Source organism: Streptomyces sp. AcH 505 (genome assembly GCF_000818175.1).
Taxonomy (GTDB): domain Bacteria; phylum Actinomycetota; class Actinomycetes; order Streptomycetales; family Streptomycetaceae; genus Streptomyces.
Window position 1 is genome coordinate 1 of sequence record NZ_JTIY01000023.1, and the last position, 18,508, is coordinate 18,508.

An 18,508-nucleotide genomic window follows, 5' to 3' on the forward strand; every position below is an offset into this window, starting at 1 on the left:
TTGCTCGCTCTACGGTGCGGGCTTCTATTATATCCCGGGCACCGACACCTGCATCCGCATCAGCGGTGCGATCCGCGTCGGCACCACCTTCAATGGCCTCGCATGGGGCGTGCCGTACTATCGCGGCGGTTCGGGCGGCGCGAACTCCTACAACCGGACTTATTTCACGACGCGGTCCCGGTTCGTGATGAACTTCGACACCCGCACCGCAACCGACTATGGCGTGGTGCGGACCTACGCCAGCAGCTCGCTGGACTTCACCCAGGGCTATGAGAACATCGCCGGCGGTGAGATCGCCAACGACTTCCTGTTCATCCAGTTTGCCGGCTTCACGTTTGGCAAGGCGGTATCGCAGTTCGATCCGCAATGGGCGCTGTACCGGCCGTTCATCAGCAGCACCGGTTTCTTCGCCGGCTCTTTCGATGCCACCGGCATTCCGCAGCTCGCTTACACGGCGGAGTTCGGCAACGGCATATCGGCCTCGGTCGCGCTGGAAGACGCCTATCCCTACCGCACCTCCGGCGTCGCGAACATGTCACTGTCCGGCACCAGCGCGCTGATCGGGCCGCTTGATAGCGCGACCCTCGGTTACGGCACCACGCCGAACAACTTCCCGGCCAACGCGCAGGCCGGCGACCACGTTCCGGACATCGTCGGAAACCTGCGTCTCGACCAGAACTGGGGTTCGCTGCATGTCGGCGCCGCTGCGCACGAGGTTCACGGCACCTACTACACGCCGTCCAATAGCGCGAGCGGTCATCCCGACGCGACCTGGGGGTATGCCGTTGTCGGCGCGTTCGAGCTGAAGAATCTGCCGACCGGCGTCGGCGACAGCCTGAAAGTCGAGGCCGCCTTCGCGAACGGCGCCGCAAAGTATGTGTTCGGCGGCAGCTGGGACACCGCCGGAGCGGGACGGCTCGCCAAGGTTGGTGGCGGCGGCATGGCATTCGGGTATGTGCTTGACGGCATCTATGGCAACGGCACCTCGATCACCAAGAGCAATTCCTGGGAAGTCGACGCCTTCTATGAGCACTACTGGGCCCCCACGTGGCGGACCTCGCTCTTCGGCTCTTACAGTCATGTCGATTATGGATCCGGTGGAGACGCGCTGCTGCTTGCTGCGGCCAATGCCGGCCGCCTGAGCACGGGTGCGACCAACGCCACCGGAAGCTTTGAGTTCGCCGTGCTCATGCTCGGCACGCGAACGGCGTGGGAGCCGGTGAAGAATCTGACACTGGCCGCGGAGTTCGACTACACCCGGCTCTATCAGCATCTCAACGGCACGTTCACGACCAGCACGGCCCTGTACGGCATGCCCGCCGGCACCGTGTTTCAGCTCAAGGATCAGGGCATCTACTCCGGTCACGTCCAGATCCTGCGCAGCTTCTAACCGTGTCCGGGAGACGCGTCCACGCATCTCGCGCATGGGGACTGGTTCATGATGGCGTCCAAAAGATTGCTGCCTGACCTTGGATCGGTCCCCGTGTCGTTTTCTGCCGCTGGGACTGTCGCCGATCAGTTTTCAGATCCGAATGCGCTTTTGCGCTGCCAAGGGACGAAGCTTCGCTTCCAAATCTGCCGATCAGACCCGCAAGACTCTCATGTCAGCGAAAAGGAGCCCGTCAGATGAACGATATGTGGTTGAGGGTACCCGTCTTTGACCATTGGGCGTATGTTCGCGCGTCCGACCTGCTCGCGTCGGACGAACCTGATGTCTCGAACGGTTGGAGTCCGACGTCCTGGCGCGGGATGCCCATGCGGCAGATGCCACGCTATCCCGACGACGCGAAGCTGGCCGCGGCTGAGCAAACCCTGTCGAAATATCCGCCGCTGGTCTTCGCGGATGAGGCGCGATCGCTCAAGGCGGCGCTTGGCCGCGTCGCCGAGGGCAAGGCATTTCTGTTGCAGGGCGGCGACTGCGCCGAGAGTTTCGCCGAGTTTCATCCGAACAAGATCCGGGACACCTTCCGCGTGTTGCTGCAGATGGCGGTGATCCTGACTTTCGGCAGTGGCAGGCCGGTGGTCAAGGTCGGCCGCATGGCCGGGCAATTCGCCAAACCGCGCTCCGCCGACGTTGAGACGCTGGGGGGCGTCACGCTGCCCTGCTACCGCGGCGACATCGTCAACGCGGTCGATTTCGACGAGGTGTCGCGCACCCCGGACCCGGCCCGCATGATCCAGGCCTATAACCAATCCGCGGCGACCCTCAATTTGTTGCGCGCTTTCGCCCAGGGTGGCTACGCCAACTTGCGCAAGCTGGATCAGTGGAACCTCGGCTTCGTCACGCTGTCGCCCTCGGCGGAACGTTACGAAACTTTCGCTGGCCGGATCGACGAAGCGCTGGAATTCATGACCGCGTGCGGCGCCACCGGGGAGACGACAGACTTCTTCACCAGTCACGAGGCGCTGCTGTTGCCCTATGAACAGGCATTGACGCGGATCGACGCGGCGACAGGGGACTGGTACGACGTTTCGGCCCATCTGCTGTGGATTGGCGACCGCACGCGCCAGATCGACGGCGCGCATGTCGAGTTCTTGCGAGGAGTGAAGAACCCGCTGGGCCTGAAGTGCGGTCCATCGCTCGAGCCCGATGACCTGATCCGGCTGATTGATGTCCTGAACCCGGATAACGAGGCAGGGCGGCTGACGCTGATCGTCCGCATGGGGGCGGACAAGGTCAGGGACAAGTTGCCGCCGCTGCTCCGCCGGGTGCGCGAGGAGGGGCGGGCTGTGGTCTGGATATGCGATCCGATGCATGGCAACACCGTCACCTCGTGTTCGGGCTACAAGACCCGGTCGTTCGATCGGATCCTGTCCGAGGTGCGTCACTTCTTCGAGGTGCACCGGGCCGAGGGGACCCATCCGGGCGGCGTGCACATCGAGATGACCGGTCAGGACGTCACCGAATGCACCGGCGGCGCCCAGGCCATCACCGACGAGACGCTGTCGCTGCGATACCAGACCATGGTCGACCCGCGGTTGAATGCCAGCCAGTCGCTCGAGCTCGCGTTTGTGATCGCCGAGATGTCCAGGTCCGAACGTATGGCGAATAAGAAGATTCGGATTGCGGGCGCGCACTCAGAGCGCAGGGTGCACACAGCATCGATGTAACGCGTGTGCGTGTCGGCCCTGGTTGACCGGGCGGGACCAGACGAAGTCCGAAGCCTTTTCTCCGGTGCGGGGCAGTGGCGCGCCGATCCCTCGCGAATACTCGCGCCCTTTACGGTCTCATGGCTTTACGGCTCGCGACTCTGCCAGTCGTCGTTCACCCGCGAGACTTTCGATAAGTTCGTCGGTTGAGACAACATCTGCGAACAAGGCAGCCATGTTGTCGAGGGTGCCGTTGTGAGCAGAATCGGTGAGGGCGGCATTGGCGTCCTCAACGAAGACGACCTTGTAGTTGAGTTGCATCGCGTCCCGGGCTGTGGATTCACAACAGCAATTGGTGAGAACGCCCGATATGACGACCGTATCAAGGCCTCGTTCCTGGAGCACGTGCTGCAACTCGCACGTCCCGGGGACAAAGGCGCTGTAGCGGGTCTTGTCGAGAACCAGGTCGTCCGCTCCCATATCGAGATCATCGGACAATTGCCAATCATTCGCGCCTCTCTCGAATGCCTTTCGAACGGCTTCGCCTTCCTTTCCCGGGCGCAGTTCGCCGGGGACCGTCCATGGCGCCGGCTCGCCGGGGTCGTGCGTGAATCTGAGGAACACGTTGAGGCCACCTGATCGCCTGACGTGTTGGATGATGCGATTGACGTTGGGAATGATCGCTCGCGCTGCGGGAACCTCAACGGGAGCGCCGCGTTCCACGAAGCCATTTTGAAGGTCGACAACGAGATGCGCGGTGCGCGTAGCCGAAACCATTTCGAACGCGCGTTTTCTTCCTCTGCGCGCGATGTTCGTGGCGATGATTTGAGGTGAGATTTGGGATGTGTGCTTCATCGACCGTCCGTGTCGCGAGCTTGCGCGAGCGCTCGCAGGAGAAGTCCCCATCAGGCGCTCCCAGCTCCGGGCGGACAATTCTTGAGATGTCTTCCTGGGAAAGTCAATCGCCCGAGTGACCGGCGGCTCCTGTCTCGAAGGTCTTCCCGGGAAAATAAATCATCTTCCTAGGAAGAACTAAATTGACTGGCGATGATTGTGATGGCAAGACTCCCTGCAATCGGGCGGCCGATGATAGTTGCCTCGATGCGTGAGGAGCGGACGATGCTGACCAAAGAGCAGAACGAGCGGCTGTGCCGGGTTGGGCCTGGAACTCCGATGGGCGCCTTGTTTCGTCGTTTCTGGTTGCCGGTATGCACCGCGGACAAGTTGATCGAACCCGGTGGCGCGCCGCGCGCGGAGCGCCTTTTGGGTCAGGATCTCGTGGTGTTCCGGGGCAAAGACGGCCAGGTCGGCGTGCTGGATGAATTCTGTATCCACCGCGGTGCTTCACTTGCCCTAGGGCGCGTCGAGGAATGCGGGCTGCGGTGCCTCTATCACGGCTGGAGCTTTGGCGTGGACGGAAGCGTTCTCGACATCATGAATATCCCCGCAGACAAGAGATCGCCGAAGCTGAGGGCGCGGGCCTATCCGGTGGTGGAAGAGGGAGGGCTGATCTGGACCTATCTCGGTCCGAAGGAAAGCCAGCCGGCTTTCCGGCGTTACGCCTATATGGATCTGCCCGATGCCAATCGGGTCGTTCTCATGTGGAAGACGAATGCGAACTGGGTGCAGATGCTCGAAGGAGGCCTGGACAGCTCGCACGTCAGCATTCTGCATACCAACGCAGCGCGCCCCGGATGGGGAGGCGCATCCGACAAGAAAGTCGGTGCGATGGATGATACCGGGCCAAGCCTGGAGATCGAGGACACGCAGTTCGGCTATCATTACGCCGCCTTCCGCGGGCGGGCTAACGGTGCCGGCGGTAACGTGCGCATTACCCCGTTTATCATGCCCAGTGGCCGCATCATCCCGGGCGGCGCCCTGTTGGGATACAACTCGACCCTGCTTATCGAGGTGCCGATCGACGATGAGCACACTGCGACCTACTCGGTGAGATACGCCGATCGGCCGATGAGTCGTGCGGACCGCCTTCGCGAGACAGGCCTCGACGACCCCGGGATCTACTCGCAGGAGACGCAGGAGTTTCTGTTCAGCCGGATGGAGTTCAACAAGCAGCGCCGCGATTTGATGGAGACGAATTGGTCGGGCTTCCGTGGGATTTCAACCGAGGACGCCGTCATCGCCGTTTCGATGGGGCCATTGTACGATCGTTCGAGGGAAAATCTGATTTCATCCGATCTGGCGATCGTTCGCATGCGTCGAAGGCTGCTCGATTCCATCGACAGGATGGAGCGCGGGCTTGAGCCTGTCGGATTCAATGTCGACAGCAGGTCGATCGAAGCTGTGGATGCGAGTCCACCTGATGGTGCGCATTGGCGAACGCTCGTCCCCTCGCACAGAATAGAAGAACCGGCATAGTGCGAGCCGAGGAAAAGCCGATGGATCGGCTTGGCGGAAATATGCCGGATTTGCTCATCATGGCCCAGGTGCGAGAGGCGTTCACGCGCGCCGCCGAGAGGTTCAGCGTTTCGTCGGTCCTCGCAGGACTTCACGTGCGTGTTCGTTTGACCATTGACGCCGAGAGCGTGGATCTCGTCGTCACCGATGGACAAGCCGGCCTTGAAGAGATGTCAGGTGCTGCGGATATCTCGATTCAAGCCGGCGCGGAAACCTGGGCGAACATCCTGGCATCGAAGCCTCCGCCGACATTTCATTCGTTCACGGCGCTTCAACTCAAGAATGCCAGCGTACAGGTGACCGGAGATCCTCTGCGCATTGCTCAGGCGCGGCAGGCGCTCGAGCGTTTATTTGAGGCACTTCGGCCGCCGCCGACCGACAGGATGTCGCGGGTCGAGCGAAACCTTGGAATCATCAGTGGCGGTTACGCCACACTGACCATCGATGACACGCGTACCACTCTGTTTTTCGAGGAATCCGGGCGCGGTCTGCCGGTGGTATTCCTCCACACGGCCGGTGCCGATGCACGTCAATATCAGGCTTTCCTCGCCGACGTCGGTCTCGCCGAGCGATGGCATATGTTCGCTTTTGACATGCCGGCGCACGGTCGATCCATGCCTGAGCTCCTGGATGGTGTCGCCCCCTACAGGCTGACACAGCAAAGATACGCCAGCATCGTAACGGCGTTTCTCAGGACAGTCGTCAGGCAGCCCGGGGTTCTCATTGGGTGCTCGATGGGGGCCGCCATTGCGCTTGTTGTGGCTGCCGACGCGCCGGAGCTGTTGCGCGCCGCGATTGCGCTGGAGCCGCCGTTGAAGTCGCCGGGAAGAGGCAATCCGTATCTGGCGCACCCAATGGTCGCGACCGGGACGCATAATTCGGCCTATGTCGCCGGCCTGATGAGCCCCACGACGCCACGGGCTGCGAAGCGAGCGGCCGAGTGGATCTATTCCCAGGCAGCGCCCTCGGTCTATCCCGGCGATCTGGCCTTCTATTCCGACGAGTTCGACGGCAACGTGGTCGCGCCGAAAATCGATACCGCGCGGGTGCCGGTTCACCTCATGACCGGCGAGTACGATTACTCCGCGACTCCTGACGACGGTGCCCGCCTCGCCAGCCTGATAGCAGGCAGCACATTCGAAAGAATGGAGGGATTGGGGCATTTCCCGATGGTCGAGGATCCCGACAGGGTACGAGGCCTCCTGGAACGGGCAGTGGAGCGCTGCCTGAGCCGAAACCCATCGACGCTCTGACACCGAAGGAGACAACAAAATGGCTGAAAGCGAGATGTTCAACAAGGGTCTTGCGGTCCGCCGCGACGTGCTTGGGACTGAGTACGTCGACGGAAGTCTGGCCAAGGCGGACGACTTCATGATGGCGTTCCAGCGCATCACCACGGAATGGTGCTGGGGATATGCGTGGACCCGCGACGGGCTCAATCGCCGCGAGCGAAGCATGCTCAACCTGGCAATGCTGACGGCTCTCAATCGCCCCGCCGAAATCAAGCTGCACGTGAAAGGGGCGATTACCAACGGTCTTTCGGTCGATGAGATCAAGGAGATCCTTCTCCACGCGACCGTATATTGCGGCATACCGGCGGGCCTCGACGCGTTCAAGGCTGCCCATGAGGTCCTGAAAGCCGAGGGCAAGCTCTCGTGACATCACCGGAAAAACCCGAGAGCGTTCTTTTCATTGGAGTCGGCAACATGGGGTGGCCAATGGCCGCCCGACTTCATGCCGCGGGCTTCCGCCTTGCAGTCAACGATGCGACGGAGGCAAGAGCCAGAGCTTTTGCAGTCCAGGTCGGCGGACGTCTCGCCCTGGACACCGCCGATGAGGTCGCGGAAGCTGACGTAGTCGTGACAATGCTGCCGACCAGCCGGCACGTTGCTGCCGTCGTGGACGGTTTGCACCCAAGGCTGCGGGCGGGGCAAGTCGTCATCGACATGACGTCAGGCATGCCCTCGGTGACGCAGAGCATCGCGGCAGGCCTTTCCCAGCTTGGCGTATCCATGGTCGACGCTCCCGTGAGCGGCGGCGTGTCGCGGGCGGTCTCAGGGGATCTGGCCATCATGGGAGGAGGGGACGACGTCGTATTGGATCGGGTTGACGCGCTTCTGCGAACTATGGGGTCGACCATTCATCGAATCGGCCCCATCGGCTCCGGCCAGGCGATGAAGGCGCTGAACAATCTCGTTTCGGCGGGCGGTTTCCTGATCGGCATCGAGGCATTGATCATCGGCCAGAAGTTCGGGATCGACGCATCGCTCATGACCGATGTCCTGAACGCATCCACGGGAATGAACAACTCCACGCAGAAGAAGTTCAAGCAATTCGTTCTCTCCCGGACGTTCGACAGCGGGTTTGGCCTCGACTTGATGGTCAAGGATCTCTCGATCGCTTTGGGCATCGCGCGCGACGTCGATGCTCCGAGCCCATTTGCATCACTGTGCAGGGAACTTGGCGCCGCTGCTGCCACACTGCTCGGCCCAGGCCAGGACCATACGGCGCTGGCGAAGCTCAGCGAGACGTTGTCTCGCGTTGAATTGACGGCGACCGAGTCCTGATTTCGACGAGCGCTCCCGAGCCGTCACAAGTCCAGGACCAGGCGCTGCGATTTGGTGCCGGAACAACAGATCATCATCGTTCGCCCGGCCTGCTTGTCGCGCTCTGAAAGGACCACGTCGCGGTGATCGGGCACGCCCTCGATCACCGGGGTCTCGCAGGAGCCGCACAGGCCCTCGAGGCAGGATTGGGGGACTTGCACGCCAGCCGCCTCCACCGCGTCGAGGATCGTCTCTCCAGGTTTCACCAGCAGCTCCTTGCCCGAACGATGGAGCACGACCGTAAAGCCTCCCTCGGTAAAGGCTTCGGTCTCGTTTGCGAAATACTCGACATGAACCTGATCGGGCGGTAGTCCATGCGACGATGCGGCCGACAGAAAGTCGCTGAGCATGCCGTTGGGCCCACAGCAGTAGAAATGCGCTCCCTCAGGCGCCGCCGAGGTCGCAGCTTTCAAATCCAGCCGCCGTGCGCCGGGTTGGCCCGTCAGATGCCAGGTGACCTCTCCGAAGCCGGCCGAGGCCAGTTGGTCGACCTCGTCGCGCAGCGGTGCGGTCTCTGCCGTCTTGGCGCAGTAGAAAAGTTTCCACCGGCGTCCAACCGAATTCAGCGCCGCCATCATCGGCATGAAAGGCGTAATCCCGATCCCTCCCGCGATGAACACCGAGAGGGGAGCCTGCTCGGTCAATGGAAAATTGTTCTTCGGCCGCGTGGCTGCCAGCGTGTCGCCAACCCTGACAGCCTCCCGGAGATACATCGAGCCGCCGGCGCCGTCAGGGTTGTGAGCCACGGTAAACCGGTAGGTGCCGTGGTCTTTGTTGGCATTTGAAATTGAATAGCTGCGGACCAGGCCGTTGGGAAGATGCAGGTCGACATGCGAGCCGGCTGCTGCGGACGGCAGCGCCATGCCATCTTCGCGGCGGAGAATGTAGGACGACACGCCGGCCGCCTCGTAACGGACTTCCGTGACCCGGAGAGGGATTGTTTGTCCCGACATTGCGTTTGCCCTCGGCATCAAGAGTGCGCGCGGACGTGGTAGATCCAAAACATCTTCCTAGCAAGATCAATCTTCGCATGCCTCGCCGCCCGGGATCGGCGAGGGGAAGGCGCTCAAGGGATCACGCGAACGAACTCAGTGCCTCGCTGTCGTTCTCGAAGTCCTGGAGAATGCGTTCGCACAGCTTGGTCAGCAGTTTCCTCTCCTGTCGCGACAGTGAAATGCGCGACCTGGAGAGGATCGAAGCCTCTGCGATCTCGCTCATGGCCGTATCGGAGATCCCTGTCCCCTTGGCGGTCAGGAATATCAGGAACCCGCCTTTGTCGTTCGGATCAGGCCGGCGCTTGACGAGCTTAAGCGCCTCCAGGCGATCCAGTGTCTTTGTCATTGCGCCCGAGGTGACCAGGAGCGCTTTGAACAGATCGGTCGGGCGGCGGGAGTACTCACCGCCCGCGCGTCTCAGCGCCAGGAGCACGCGCAGCTCCGAGGCGCTGATCCCGAAGGTCCGCTTCCACTTCTGGTCCCCGGCGCGATCGACAATGCGGCCGATTCGAATGAGGTAGATTGGCAGAAGATAGTCCAGTGGATCGAGGTCGGGCCGCTCCCGAGCCCAGCTCGTTGCGATATCTTCGGCATTCCCAATCTTGCTGTCCGTCTTCTTGCGTGGCATCCGGCCTGCTTCCCTGAATCGGGTCGACCTTGACCCTGGAACACCTTTCATACACTCGGCGTCGGGCGGGAACAATCCGCCGAAATCCGGATCTCCCGCAGCGGAGTTGTCTTCTTGGGAAGGTCAATCGTCTTCCTAGGAAGAATAACGTTGACATTGGGCCGGCGCGCGGCTTGTATGTCGAGCAGGCCGACAGGCAGAGAAAAGCAGGGACCGTGGAGGAAGCGCGCAAATGCTGACACAGGAGCAAAACGACCGATTGTGCCGGATCGGTCCGCGTACTCTCATGGGAGCCCTGTTCCGGCGTTACTGGATGCCGATTGCCACTGTCGACAAGATGCGCGAGCCAGGCTCGGTGACGGCAGCGCGTTTGCTGGGGGAGGACTTCGTTGTCTTCAGAGGAAAGGACGGCGCCCTCGGGGTTCTCGACGAATTCTGTATCCACCGCGGGGCCTCTCTCGCCTTGGGGCGCGTGGAGGAATGCGGCATTCGCTGCCTCTATCATGGCTGGAAGTTTGGCGCGGATGGCTCCGTCCAGGACATCATGAATTTGCCGGCGGACAAGCGGCCCCCGAAGCTGCGCGCGTCCGCCTACCCCGTCGTTGAAGCCGGCGGCATCGTGTGGACCTATCTGGGCCCAAAGGAAAAACGTCCGCCCTTCCAGCGGTTCGCGTTCATGGATGTGCCGGAAGACCAGCGGGTTCTCCTCAGAGTCGACACGCATTGCAATTGGGTCCAGATGATCGAGGGCGGGCTCGACAGTTCGCATGTCAGCATCCTGCACACGAATGCAGCGCGTCCCGACTGGGCGGGCGCGGCCGCGCAAGCGGTCGGCGCAATGAACGACACGGGCCCCAGTCTCGAGATCGAAGACACGGAGTTCGGCTACCATTACGCCGCGTTTCGCAGAGGTTCCGATGGCGCCAATGTCCGGGTGGTGCCCTTCATCATGCCGTTCGGCCGAATCATCCCCGGCGGGGCCCTTCAAGGAAAGAGCAATTTTACCATCGCGTTCGAAGTGCCGATCGACGACGAGCACACCGCGACCTACTCGGTTCGCTATGGAAGCCAGCCGATCTCGCTCGAGAGCCGGCTGAAAGAGACCGGCTATGACGATCCCGAGTTGTACTCACGTGAGAGCCGGAAGTTTCTGTTCACGCGCGGCGACAACGCCAAGCAGCGTCGCGATATCATGGATCAAAACTGGTCCGGGTTCCGTGGGATCGCGGTTGAGGATGCGGTGATCGCCACGTCGATGGGGCCGATTTCAGACCGCACCAGGGAGAACCTGATATCATCGGACCTGGCGATCGCGAGATTCCGCAAATGTCTGATGGACTCGATCGACCGCATCGAGCGCGGACTGGATCCCGTCGGTGTCGGCTTTGATGTCGGCTTGATCTCCGCAATCGATGCGGCAGCGCCCGAAGATCAGCATTGGCGAGCGCTCGTCCCCGGTCACCACGCTGGGGTTGCCGCATAGTTCACTGCGGAGCGGTCATCGGTCGATGCGGATCGGCCGGCAGTCTCGCCGCGAACATGGCGATACCAGCCACGGGCGGTGCTGGTCGGGCGTTTTATTCAAGGAAAGTTTTGAAGAGATGGCATGTGCATTTGTCGTTCGGACGTTCGCTGCGACGATGCTCGCGGCCGGAGCCTGCGTTCTGGCTTCGGCGTTCTCCAGTGTGCGCGCCGAGTCCGACGACATCCGCATAGCCCACATTTACAGCAAGACCGGCCCTCTCGAATCGTTCGCCAGGCAGAATCACGATGGGCTCATGATGGGCTTATCCTACGCGACCGAAGGCACCATGAAGGTCGCCGGCAAGAGGATCGTCATGATCGAGAAGGACGACCAGGGGAAGCCGGACGTGGGGAAGGCCGCGTTGGCGACAGCCTATGGCGACGACAAGGCCGACATCGCCGTGGGGCCGACGGGATCAAGTGTCGCAATGGCCATGACTGGGGTGGCCGAGGAATACAAGAAGATCCTGCTCATCGAGAATGCGGTGGCTGACGTGCTCACCGGAGCGAAGTGGAACAAGTACCTGTTCCGGACTATCCGCTCGTCCAGTCAGGACGCTATCGGAAACGCGATCGCGCTGGACAGCGACGGTGTGAGCATCGCCACGCTTGCCCAGGATTCCGCTTATGGCAAGGATGGCGTGAAGGCGTTCCGTGAGGCGCTGAAGAAGGCGAAAGTCGTCCATCAGGAATTCCTGCCCAGCGATACTTCGGATTTCACGGCGGGTGGACAGCGCATCATCGACAAGCTCAAGGATCTGCCCGGTCGAAAGGTCATTTTCATCGTTTGGGCGGGAACCAACAACCCCTTCAAGATCGCCGATCTCGATCTCAAACGCTATGACATCCACATGGCGACACTGGTTACGGATTTGCCGACGCTGGCGCACTTCAAGAAGCTGCCGGGCATGGAAGGTGCGACTTATTATTACTATGGGATCCCCAAAAATCCCATCAACGACGCGCTCGTCAAGATGAACTACGAGAAGTCCGGTGGACCGCCCGATTTCTTTGTCGCCGCCGGATTCACAGCGGGGCTTGCCCTCGTCGAGGCGCTCAAACGGACCAATGGCGACGTCGCGTCTGACAAGCTCATGGCGGCCATGGAAGGCATGACGTTTGACACCCCGAAGGGGAAAATGACGTTCCGAAAGGAAGATCATCAAGCCCTCCAATCGATGTATCAATTCGAGATTGTCGACGACCCTGTCGTTGCATGGGGGGTGCCCAAGCTCGTTCGAGAAATAACGGCAGACGAGATGCATCTGCCCATCCGAAACAAACGCTGATCATCGCCATCGCCATCAGGTTAGCCATGCTTGAAACCAACAATCTCACGAAGCGGTTTGGCGGTCATGTGGCCGTGAACGCCGTAAGCTGCAGTTTTGCTCCGGGGACGCTGACGGCGATCGTCGGGCCGAACGGAGCAGGCAAGACGACCTATTTCAATCTCATTTCCGGGCAGATTCCGTCGACTGCCGGAGACGTCGTGCTGGACGGGCGGTCCTTATCCGGTCTTCGTGCGTCGGCACGGACACAGGCCGGGCTCGGTCGTTCGTTCCAACTGACGAACCTGTTTCCAAATCTGACGGTCCTCGAAAACCTCAGGCTTGCGGTCCAGGCTTCGCGAAAGGGTAGCCATCGGCATGGATTGAACCTCTGGAGCATCTGGAGCGATCACACTGAACTGACCGGCAGGGCATGGGAGTTGCTCAAGGCGACGCGCCTCGACAGGCGGGCGCACGACCTCGCTGCGAGCTTGCCGCATGGCGATCAGCGAAAACTGGAAGTTGCCCTGCTGATGGCTCTTGAACCCACGGTATTCATGTTCGACGAGCCGACCGCCGGCATGAACGCCGCGGAAGCTCCTGTCATACTCGACCTCATTCGTGAGCTCAGGAACGATAAATTGAAGATCATTCTTCTTGTCGAGCATAAGATGGACGTCGTGCGCGAGCTGGCCGACAGGATCGTCGTACTGCACGACGGAACGCTGGTCGCCGACGGCAAGCCGGCCGACGTGATCGCGATGCCTGTCGTCCAGGAGGCCTACCTCGGAGCCACTGGCGCGGTGAGCTCGCAATGAACGCGCTGACATTGGAAGGCGTGCACACGCACATCGGCGCTTACCACATCCTGCATGGCGTCGATCTCAGCGTGCCGAAGGGAATGGTGACGATGTTGCTCGGGCGCAATGGCGCCGGCAAGACCACCACGCTGCGGACGATCATGGGGCTATGGCGGGCTTCGCGTGGCAATATCCGGTTTGACGGAAAGGACGTGACGACACTATCGACGCCGGCGATTTCGAAAATGGGTATCGCCTACGTACCCGAGCACATGGGAATATTTGCCGATCTGACGGTGAAGGAGAACATGTTGCTTGCGGCGCGCGAGGCCAAGCGCGTCGAGGACCTCGATGAGACGCGTCTCAAATGGATCTTCAGGTTGTTTCCGGCGGTGGAGAAGTTCTGGGGCACTCAGGCGGGCAAGCTGTCGGGCGGGCAGAAGCAGATGCTGGCGGTTGCGCGTGCAATCGTTGAGCCGCGAGACCTTCTGATTGTGGACGAACCGAGCAAGGGGTTGGCGCCTGCCATCGTCAACAACATGATCGATGCAATCGAGCAGTTGAAGGCGACTGGCGTCACCACCCTGCTTGTCGAGCAAAACGTCAACTTCGCGAAACGGCTGGGTGACTATGTGGCGGTGATGGATGACGGTGTCATCGTCCACAAGGGAAGCATGAGCGAATTCTCGAACGACGTCCGCTTGCAGCAGAGTTTGCTGGGGCTTGCGCTATGACCGAGACAGAGATCCGATCTCCGATGCGTGTTCGCGCGAATTCTTCCATCTGGCCGATCGAATTCGACATGCGGCCGATGCTGCTGATGCCGGCCATCGCGCTTGTGGCGCTTCCGCTGGTTGGCTCGCCCTCGACATGGTTGACACTGACGGTGGCGGGCCTCGCCATGGGAATGATCATATTTATCACGGCGTCCGGACTGACGCTCGTATTCGGGTTGATGGACGTGCTCAACTTCGGGCACGGGCTGTTCATTGCGTTCGGGGCCTATGTTGCGGCCGCAACGCTCGGCCCTCTCGTCGATTGGACCGGCTCCACGGAGCTTTGGCGCAATCTCGTTGCGCTCGGATGTGCAATGCTCGCGGCGATGATCGCCGCGGCAGCGCTGGGGGTCGCCTTCGAGCGGATTGTCGTACGGCCTGTCTACGGCAAGCACCTCAAGCAGATTCTGATCACGATGGGCGGGGGCATCATCGGCGAGGAACTGATCAAGGTCATTTGGGGACCCACCCAGATTCCGTTGCCGCTGCCCGAAGCTCTTCGTGGCGCCGTCTCGTTCGGCGACGCCTCGTTGTCGCGATATCGAATCCTCGCCGTCGTCATCGGCCTGGTCGTTTTTGCCGCGCTGGCCTGGACGCTCAACCGGACGAAGGTCGGCCTCCTGGTGCGGGCCGGAGTGCAGGATCGGGAAATGGTTGAAGCGCTCGGTTATCGCATTGGCCGCTTGTTCGTCGGTGTGTTCGTAGCCGGAAGCGCCCTGGCCGGGCTCGGCGGCGTGATGTGGGGGCTGTTCCAGCAGAACCTCATTCCCCAGATGGGGGTGCAGGTCAACGTTTTGGTCTTCATCGTCATCATCATCGGAGGGCTGGGCTCCACGACCGGCGCGATGATCGGCGCGTTGCTGGTGGGGCTCGTGGTCAACTATGTCGGCTTCGTATTTCCGGCGCTGACGCAATTCGCAAGCATTGGGCTCCTGGTCGCGGTGCTTCTATGGCGTCCGCAAGGAATTTATCCGGTGGTGAACAGATGACGGCGATGCTGAGACGGATCCTGTCGAACGACATGCCGGGCAGCCGCATTCTCGCAGTGTTGCTGGTTCTGCTCGTCGTCGGCCTCGCATTCGCGCCCTTCCTGGTGCCCGGCGTCAAGGCGATCAACGTGGCTGCCAAGGTGATGATCTTCATCGTGCTGGTTGCGAGCTTTGATCTCCTGCTCGGCTATACGGGGATTGTCAGCTTTGCGCATACGATGTTCTTTGGCATCGGCGCTTACGGCGTGGCCATTGCGTCAACCGTGCTGGGACCGGCATGGCAATCCCTGGCCGCAGGCATGGGCTTGGCGTTGGCGCTCTCCCTCATCCTGGCATGTCTGATCGGCCTGTTCTCCCTGCGCGTTCGGGCGATATTCTTCGCCATGATAACATTGGCCGTTGGTTCGGCTTTTGCCTCGCTCGCATCCCAGCTGTCGGACCTGACGGGGGGCGAGGACGGACTCACCTTTTCGGCCCCCGCGGTTATCTCGCCGGGCTTCGAATTCGCCAATCCGCTTTTCGGGATCGCAATGGATGGGCGCCTGATCTGCTACTACCTGATCTTTGCCCTCGCGCTCATTCTGGTGCTGGTGATGTTGCGCATCGTCAATTCGCCGTTCGGGCGGGTCCTTCAGGCGATTCGGGATAATGAGTTTCGCGCGGAGGCGATCGGCTATCCGGTGGTCGTGTATCGCACGATGGCGGCTGTGGTCTCCGCGCTGTTTGCTTGCCTGGCCGGCGGCATGCTGGCGCTTTGGCTCAAATACAACGGCCCGGATACGTCGCTGAGCATGGAGATCATGGTCGATGTCCTCCTTATCGTCGTGATTGGCGGGATGGGGACGATCTATGGCGCTGCGATCGGAGCTGCGATTTTCATCGTGGCGCAGAATTATCTCCAGGATCTGCTGACGATCGGAACCAAGGCGGCTGGATCGCTGCCGGCGTTCGCAGCGGTTCTGTCACCTGACCGCTGGCTGCTCTGGCTGGGCCTTCTGTTCGTCTTGTCGGTCTACTTTTTTCCAACCGGCATCGTTGGAACGCTTCGCGGCACGCCCGAGCGGAAACATTGAACTAACCGTCGGTCGGAAAGGCCGGCGCGGGTCTCCAAATGAGCCAAGGAAAAGCAACAATGGAAAATGGCCTCGACTACTTCGATCAAGCGAGACTGGAAAATCGCGGATTCGTACTCCTCGGCGCAGGCGGCGGGGGAATTGGCCCGGCTGTCGCGCGTGCTCTCGCGGGGGCGGGCGCCGATCTTCTGTGCGTGGATATTTCCGAGGCCGAGGCCCGCAACACCGCCGCCATGGTCAACGGCGAGAGTATCGCCGCGGACATTCGAAATCGCAGGGATATGGAAGCGGTGTTTGCCAAAGCCAGGAGTCTATTCGGTCGCCGGCTGGCGGGGGTCGTCGATATCGTGGCAGTCGGGATGGTGGCGCCGCTGGAAAATTGTGACGACGAAACGCTCGATTGGCAATTCGGCATCGTGTTCCGGCATGCGCTCCTTGCACTGCAATGTGCGGCTCCGATTCTTGCCGAGAACGGTGGCGGCACCATCACCCTGGTTGGATCTCGCGCCGGCCTGCGGCCATTGCCCAATCAGGCAATCTATGGATCGATGAAAGCAGCCCTTCATCACCTTGTCCGCAGCGCCGCAATGGAGCTTGGCCCGCGCAACATTCGGGTCAACGCGGTATCTCCCGGCTTCGTATTCACGCCGCGTGTGAAAAAGGCTCTCTCTCCCGACGACTGGAAGCGGGTCGAGGAAACGAACCCGCTAAGACGGATGGCGGACCCTGCGGATATCGCCAAGTCGATCCTGTTCTTGTCGTCAGACCTTGCCAGTTACGTGACCGGCAACATTCTCGTGCTCGACGGGGCGGGCGACAACAATGTGGGAAGCCTTGGGTTGAAGCTGAACTTGCCGACCTCAACCCCGGTTGACGCCGCGAAGGAGCGGGCAGGGATCTGAAACGGTGGTCAGGCCGCCGCTCTTGTGCGTGGTGCGGGACTGTCAGCGGCGGTTGTCGAGCGTCCTTAGGAAGGCCAGGCAGCGGGAGCTTCGTCAAACCAAACTCCTCAATCCGTCCAATCACATCAAAGGGTTGATCAGAGTCAAAAATGCCTCATGACCAGCTTGGATCGAAAATTTTCTCATGCGCGCGCAAGTTCACGCGCGCCGTGGTGGCATGCTTCGATTCGGTGTCCGGTGGCGCTGCGGGTGATTCGGTCGACACGGCCATGTCCCGATCGCAGCGGAACGGTGGGCGAGAGGCGGCCGAAATGCACGTCATGTGTGCAAAGCCACGCCGACGCGCGTGATCGATGTAAGTGGTAATGCTTAAAAGCTGCTGAAATCGCGAGTTTCTGCGCGTCCGCTAACCTTTCTGCGCTGAATGAGAAGACGGCCGCAGCGATCGGTGCGATGCTTCGAAAATATTAATCATAACAACGACGCGTTCCAAACGTCGGACCTTTTCGAGGGATTGCAGGCGGGCTGTGAGGCAGGCTGACAACACGCGACGCGTTCGTGTGCGCAGTGACGCACGAAAACGGCTGGATGGTGCATTCCGGTCGTGCGCAGCCGTGACGCTTGCTCCTCACGGCGGGCATTTCATCCCCGGACGTCTCATCCCCGGACGTTGCTTCATCGATCTCCGGTCCTTGCGTGTCACCGCGGCGATGATGGTCGTGGTGATGACGCTCGCGCCATGCGTTGCCTTCGCGCAGAGCGTTCCGGCCGGCACCACCCAGATCATTCCCGATGGCCGCACCGCCACGTCGGTGGCAACCAGCGGCAGCGTCACCAACATCACCACGTCGACAATCAGCGGCGGCAATGCCTTCAACTCGTTTTCGCAGTTCAAGACCGGCACCGGAACCACGACCAACCTGCAGGTGCCGAGCAATGCCAGCAACCTGATCAACGTGGTGCGCGACGGCACCACGGTGATCGATGGAACCCTGAACTCCTACAAGAACGGTCAGATCGGCGGAAACGTCTACTTCGCTGATCCCTATGGCTTCGTGGTCGGCAAGTCGGGCACCGTCAATGTCGGCTCGCTCAACGTCTCGACGCCCTCCAAGCAGTTCATTGACGGCGTGATCGGCCCACAGGGCCAGATCAACGGTGCGGCGACCAATCAACTGATCAATGGCGATTTCCCGCTCTCGCCGGACGGCCATATCGCAATCCACGGCCGCATCAATGCGCAGGATGGCGTGCGCCTGATCGGCCAGAGCGTGGTGGTCGGCGCGGGCGGCAATCCGCGCGACATCGCGCGGCAGGATCACGCCGCCAAGTTTGCCGCCACGGTCAACAGCAAGGGCCTGCGCTCCGCCTCCGGCATCGTGGTGCGCAACGGCTCGATCCAGATCGTTGCCGGCGGCAGTGCCAGGATCAACGGCAGGCTG

The 18,508-nt window shown here is 61.2% G+C and carries 16 protein-coding genes and 1 pseudogene; 14 read left to right on the forward strand and 3 right to left on the reverse strand.

Annotation, left to right across the window (positions count from 1 at the left end; all coding sequences use genetic code 11):
• Together HY68_RS38955 and HY68_RS38960 are read left to right on the forward strand one after the other, a co-directional pair.
• Positions 1 to 1,390, forward strand: a 1,390-nt coding sequence (locus HY68_RS38955) for a porin (RefSeq protein ID WP_042002453.1), incomplete at its 5' end; no start/stop codon positions are given.
• Positions 1,391 to 1,626: 236 nt separating this feature from the next.
• Positions 1,627 to 3,033 (forward strand): annotated as a pseudogene (locus tag HY68_RS38960) (3-deoxy-7-phosphoheptulonate synthase class II); the annotation flags it as partial.
• A gap of 195 nt (positions 3,034 to 3,228) precedes the next feature.
• Here the strand turns inward: HY68_RS38960 and HY68_RS38965 are convergent.
• Positions 3,229 to 3,945 carry a cysteine hydrolase gene (locus tag HY68_RS38965; protein ID WP_042002455.1) on the reverse strand — a complete coding sequence of 239 codons (717 nt, stop codon included), beginning with the start codon at positions 3,943 to 3,945 and terminating at the stop codon, positions 3,229 to 3,231.
• A 264-nt stretch (positions 3,946 to 4,209) separates the two neighbouring features.
• Here HY68_RS38965 and HY68_RS38970 point away from each other — a divergent pair, with 264 nt between their 5' ends.
• Genes HY68_RS38970 through HY68_RS38985 form a run of 4 tightly spaced genes read left to right on the forward strand, consistent with a single transcriptional unit; the run spans position 4,210 to position 8,072 of the window.
• On the forward strand, positions 4,210 to 5,466 hold the full coding sequence (locus HY68_RS38970; RefSeq protein WP_042002466.1) for a Rieske 2Fe-2S domain-containing protein: 1,257 nt from the start codon (positions 4,210 to 4,212) through the stop codon (positions 5,464 to 5,466).
• Complete coding sequence (locus HY68_RS38975) at positions 5,466 to 6,758, forward strand: alpha/beta hydrolase (protein ID WP_157874617.1); 1,293 nt, start codon at positions 5,466 to 5,468, stop codon at positions 6,756 to 6,758. The genes HY68_RS38970 and HY68_RS38975 overlap by 1 nt, the downstream gene beginning before the upstream one ends.
• Before the next feature lie 19 nt (positions 6,759 to 6,777).
• Positions 6,778 to 7,164 (forward strand): carboxymuconolactone decarboxylase family protein, encoded by a 387-nt coding sequence (locus HY68_RS38980; protein WP_042002456.1) that lies wholly within the window; start codon positions 6,778 to 6,780, stop codon positions 7,162 to 7,164.
• Positions 7,161 to 8,072 (forward strand): NAD(P)-dependent oxidoreductase, encoded by a 912-nt coding sequence (locus tag HY68_RS38985; protein ID WP_042002457.1) that lies wholly within the window; start codon positions 7,161 to 7,163, stop codon positions 8,070 to 8,072. The genes HY68_RS38980 and HY68_RS38985 overlap by 4 nt, the downstream gene beginning before the upstream one ends.
• Positions 8,073 to 8,095: 23 nt before the next feature.
• Here HY68_RS38985 and HY68_RS38990 read toward each other — a convergent pair whose 3' ends face one another.
• Complete coding sequence (locus tag HY68_RS38990) at positions 8,096 to 9,007, reverse strand: PDR/VanB family oxidoreductase (RefSeq protein WP_198533594.1); 912 nt, start codon at positions 9,005 to 9,007, stop codon at positions 8,096 to 8,098.
• Between the two features lie 178 nt (positions 9,008 to 9,185).
• The gene (locus HY68_RS38995; protein WP_042002459.1) at positions 9,186 to 9,734 is read right to left on the reverse strand and encodes a MarR family transcriptional regulator; all 549 of its coding nucleotides are present in this window, start codon (positions 9,732 to 9,734) and stop codon (positions 9,186 to 9,188) included.
• 232 nt (positions 9,735 to 9,966) lie between these two features.
• Between HY68_RS38995 and HY68_RS39000 the strand changes: the two genes are divergently transcribed.
• The 8 genes from HY68_RS39000 to HY68_RS39035 form a co-directional block, all read left to right on the forward strand.
• Positions 9,967 to 11,217 (forward strand): Rieske 2Fe-2S domain-containing protein, encoded by a 1,251-nt coding sequence (locus tag HY68_RS39000; RefSeq protein WP_042002460.1) that lies wholly within the window; start codon positions 9,967 to 9,969, stop codon positions 11,215 to 11,217.
• Positions 11,218 to 11,242: 25 nt separating this feature from the next.
• A complete protein-coding gene (locus HY68_RS39005) occupies positions 11,243 to 12,547 on the forward strand; it encodes a substrate-binding domain-containing protein (RefSeq protein ID WP_198533595.1) in 1,305 nt (434 codons plus the stop codon).
• A gap of 26 nt (positions 12,548 to 12,573) precedes the next feature.
• Positions 12,574 to 13,344: an ABC transporter ATP-binding protein gene (locus HY68_RS39010; protein ID WP_042002462.1), complete on the forward strand. Its 771-nt coding sequence runs from the start codon at positions 12,574 to 12,576 to the stop codon at positions 13,342 to 13,344.
• On the forward strand, positions 13,341 to 14,060 hold the full coding sequence (locus HY68_RS39015) for an ABC transporter ATP-binding protein (RefSeq protein ID WP_042002463.1): 720 nt from the start codon (positions 13,341 to 13,343) through the stop codon (positions 14,058 to 14,060). Before HY68_RS39010 ends, HY68_RS39015 begins: the two co-directional genes overlap by 4 nt.
• Complete coding sequence (locus HY68_RS39020) at positions 14,057 to 15,091, forward strand: branched-chain amino acid ABC transporter permease (RefSeq protein ID WP_078864261.1); 1,035 nt, start codon at positions 14,057 to 14,059, stop codon at positions 15,089 to 15,091. The genes HY68_RS39015 and HY68_RS39020 overlap by 4 nt, the downstream gene beginning before the upstream one ends.
• Positions 15,088 to 16,164 (forward strand): branched-chain amino acid ABC transporter permease, encoded by a 1,077-nt coding sequence (locus HY68_RS39025; protein ID WP_198533596.1) that lies wholly within the window; start codon positions 15,088 to 15,090, stop codon positions 16,162 to 16,164. The genes HY68_RS39020 and HY68_RS39025 overlap by 4 nt, the downstream gene beginning before the upstream one ends.
• Positions 16,165 to 16,223: 59 nt before the next feature.
• Entirely contained in the window at positions 16,224 to 17,066 is an 843-nt protein-coding gene (locus tag HY68_RS41715) for an SDR family oxidoreductase (protein WP_157874619.1), read from the forward strand.
• A 614-nt stretch (positions 17,067 to 17,680) separates the two neighbouring features.
• The coding region (locus HY68_RS39035) for a leukotoxin LktA family filamentous adhesin (protein ID WP_157874620.1) at positions 17,681 to 18,508 on the forward strand (828 nt) is incomplete at its 3' end.

Coding starts and splice junctions, on each gene's coding strand:
- HY68_RS39010 (WP_042002462.1), top strand. CDS start 12,574: ATGCTTGAAACCAACAATCTCACGAAGCGGTTTGGCGGTCATGTGGCC.
- HY68_RS39015 (WP_042002463.1), top strand. CDS start 13,341: ATGAACGCGCTGACATTGGAAGGCGTGCACACGCACATCGGCGCTTAC.
- HY68_RS38995 (WP_042002459.1), bottom strand. CDS start 9,734: ATGCCACGCAAGAAGACGGACAGCAAGATTGGGAATGCCGAAGATATC.
- HY68_RS38970 (WP_042002466.1), top strand. CDS start 4,210: ATGCTGACCAAAGAGCAGAACGAGCGGCTGTGCCGGGTTGGGCCTGGA.
- HY68_RS38965 (WP_042002455.1), bottom strand. CDS start 3,945: ATGAAGCACACATCCCAAATCTCACCTCAAATCATCGCCACGAACATC.
- HY68_RS39000 (WP_042002460.1), top strand. CDS start 9,967: ATGCTGACACAGGAGCAAAACGACCGATTGTGCCGGATCGGTCCGCGT.
- HY68_RS39005 (WP_198533595.1), top strand. CDS start 11,243: ATGCGGATCGGCCGGCAGTCTCGCCGCGAACATGGCGATACCAGCCAC.
- HY68_RS41715 (WP_157874619.1), top strand. CDS start 16,224: ATGGAAAATGGCCTCGACTACTTCGATCAAGCGAGACTGGAAAATCGC.
- HY68_RS38980 (WP_042002456.1), top strand. CDS start 6,778: ATGGCTGAAAGCGAGATGTTCAACAAGGGTCTTGCGGTCCGCCGCGAC.
- HY68_RS39025 (WP_198533596.1), top strand. CDS start 15,088: ATGACGGCGATGCTGAGACGGATCCTGTCGAACGACATGCCGGGCAGC.
- HY68_RS39020 (WP_078864261.1), top strand. CDS start 14,057: ATGACCGAGACAGAGATCCGATCTCCGATGCGTGTTCGCGCGAATTCT.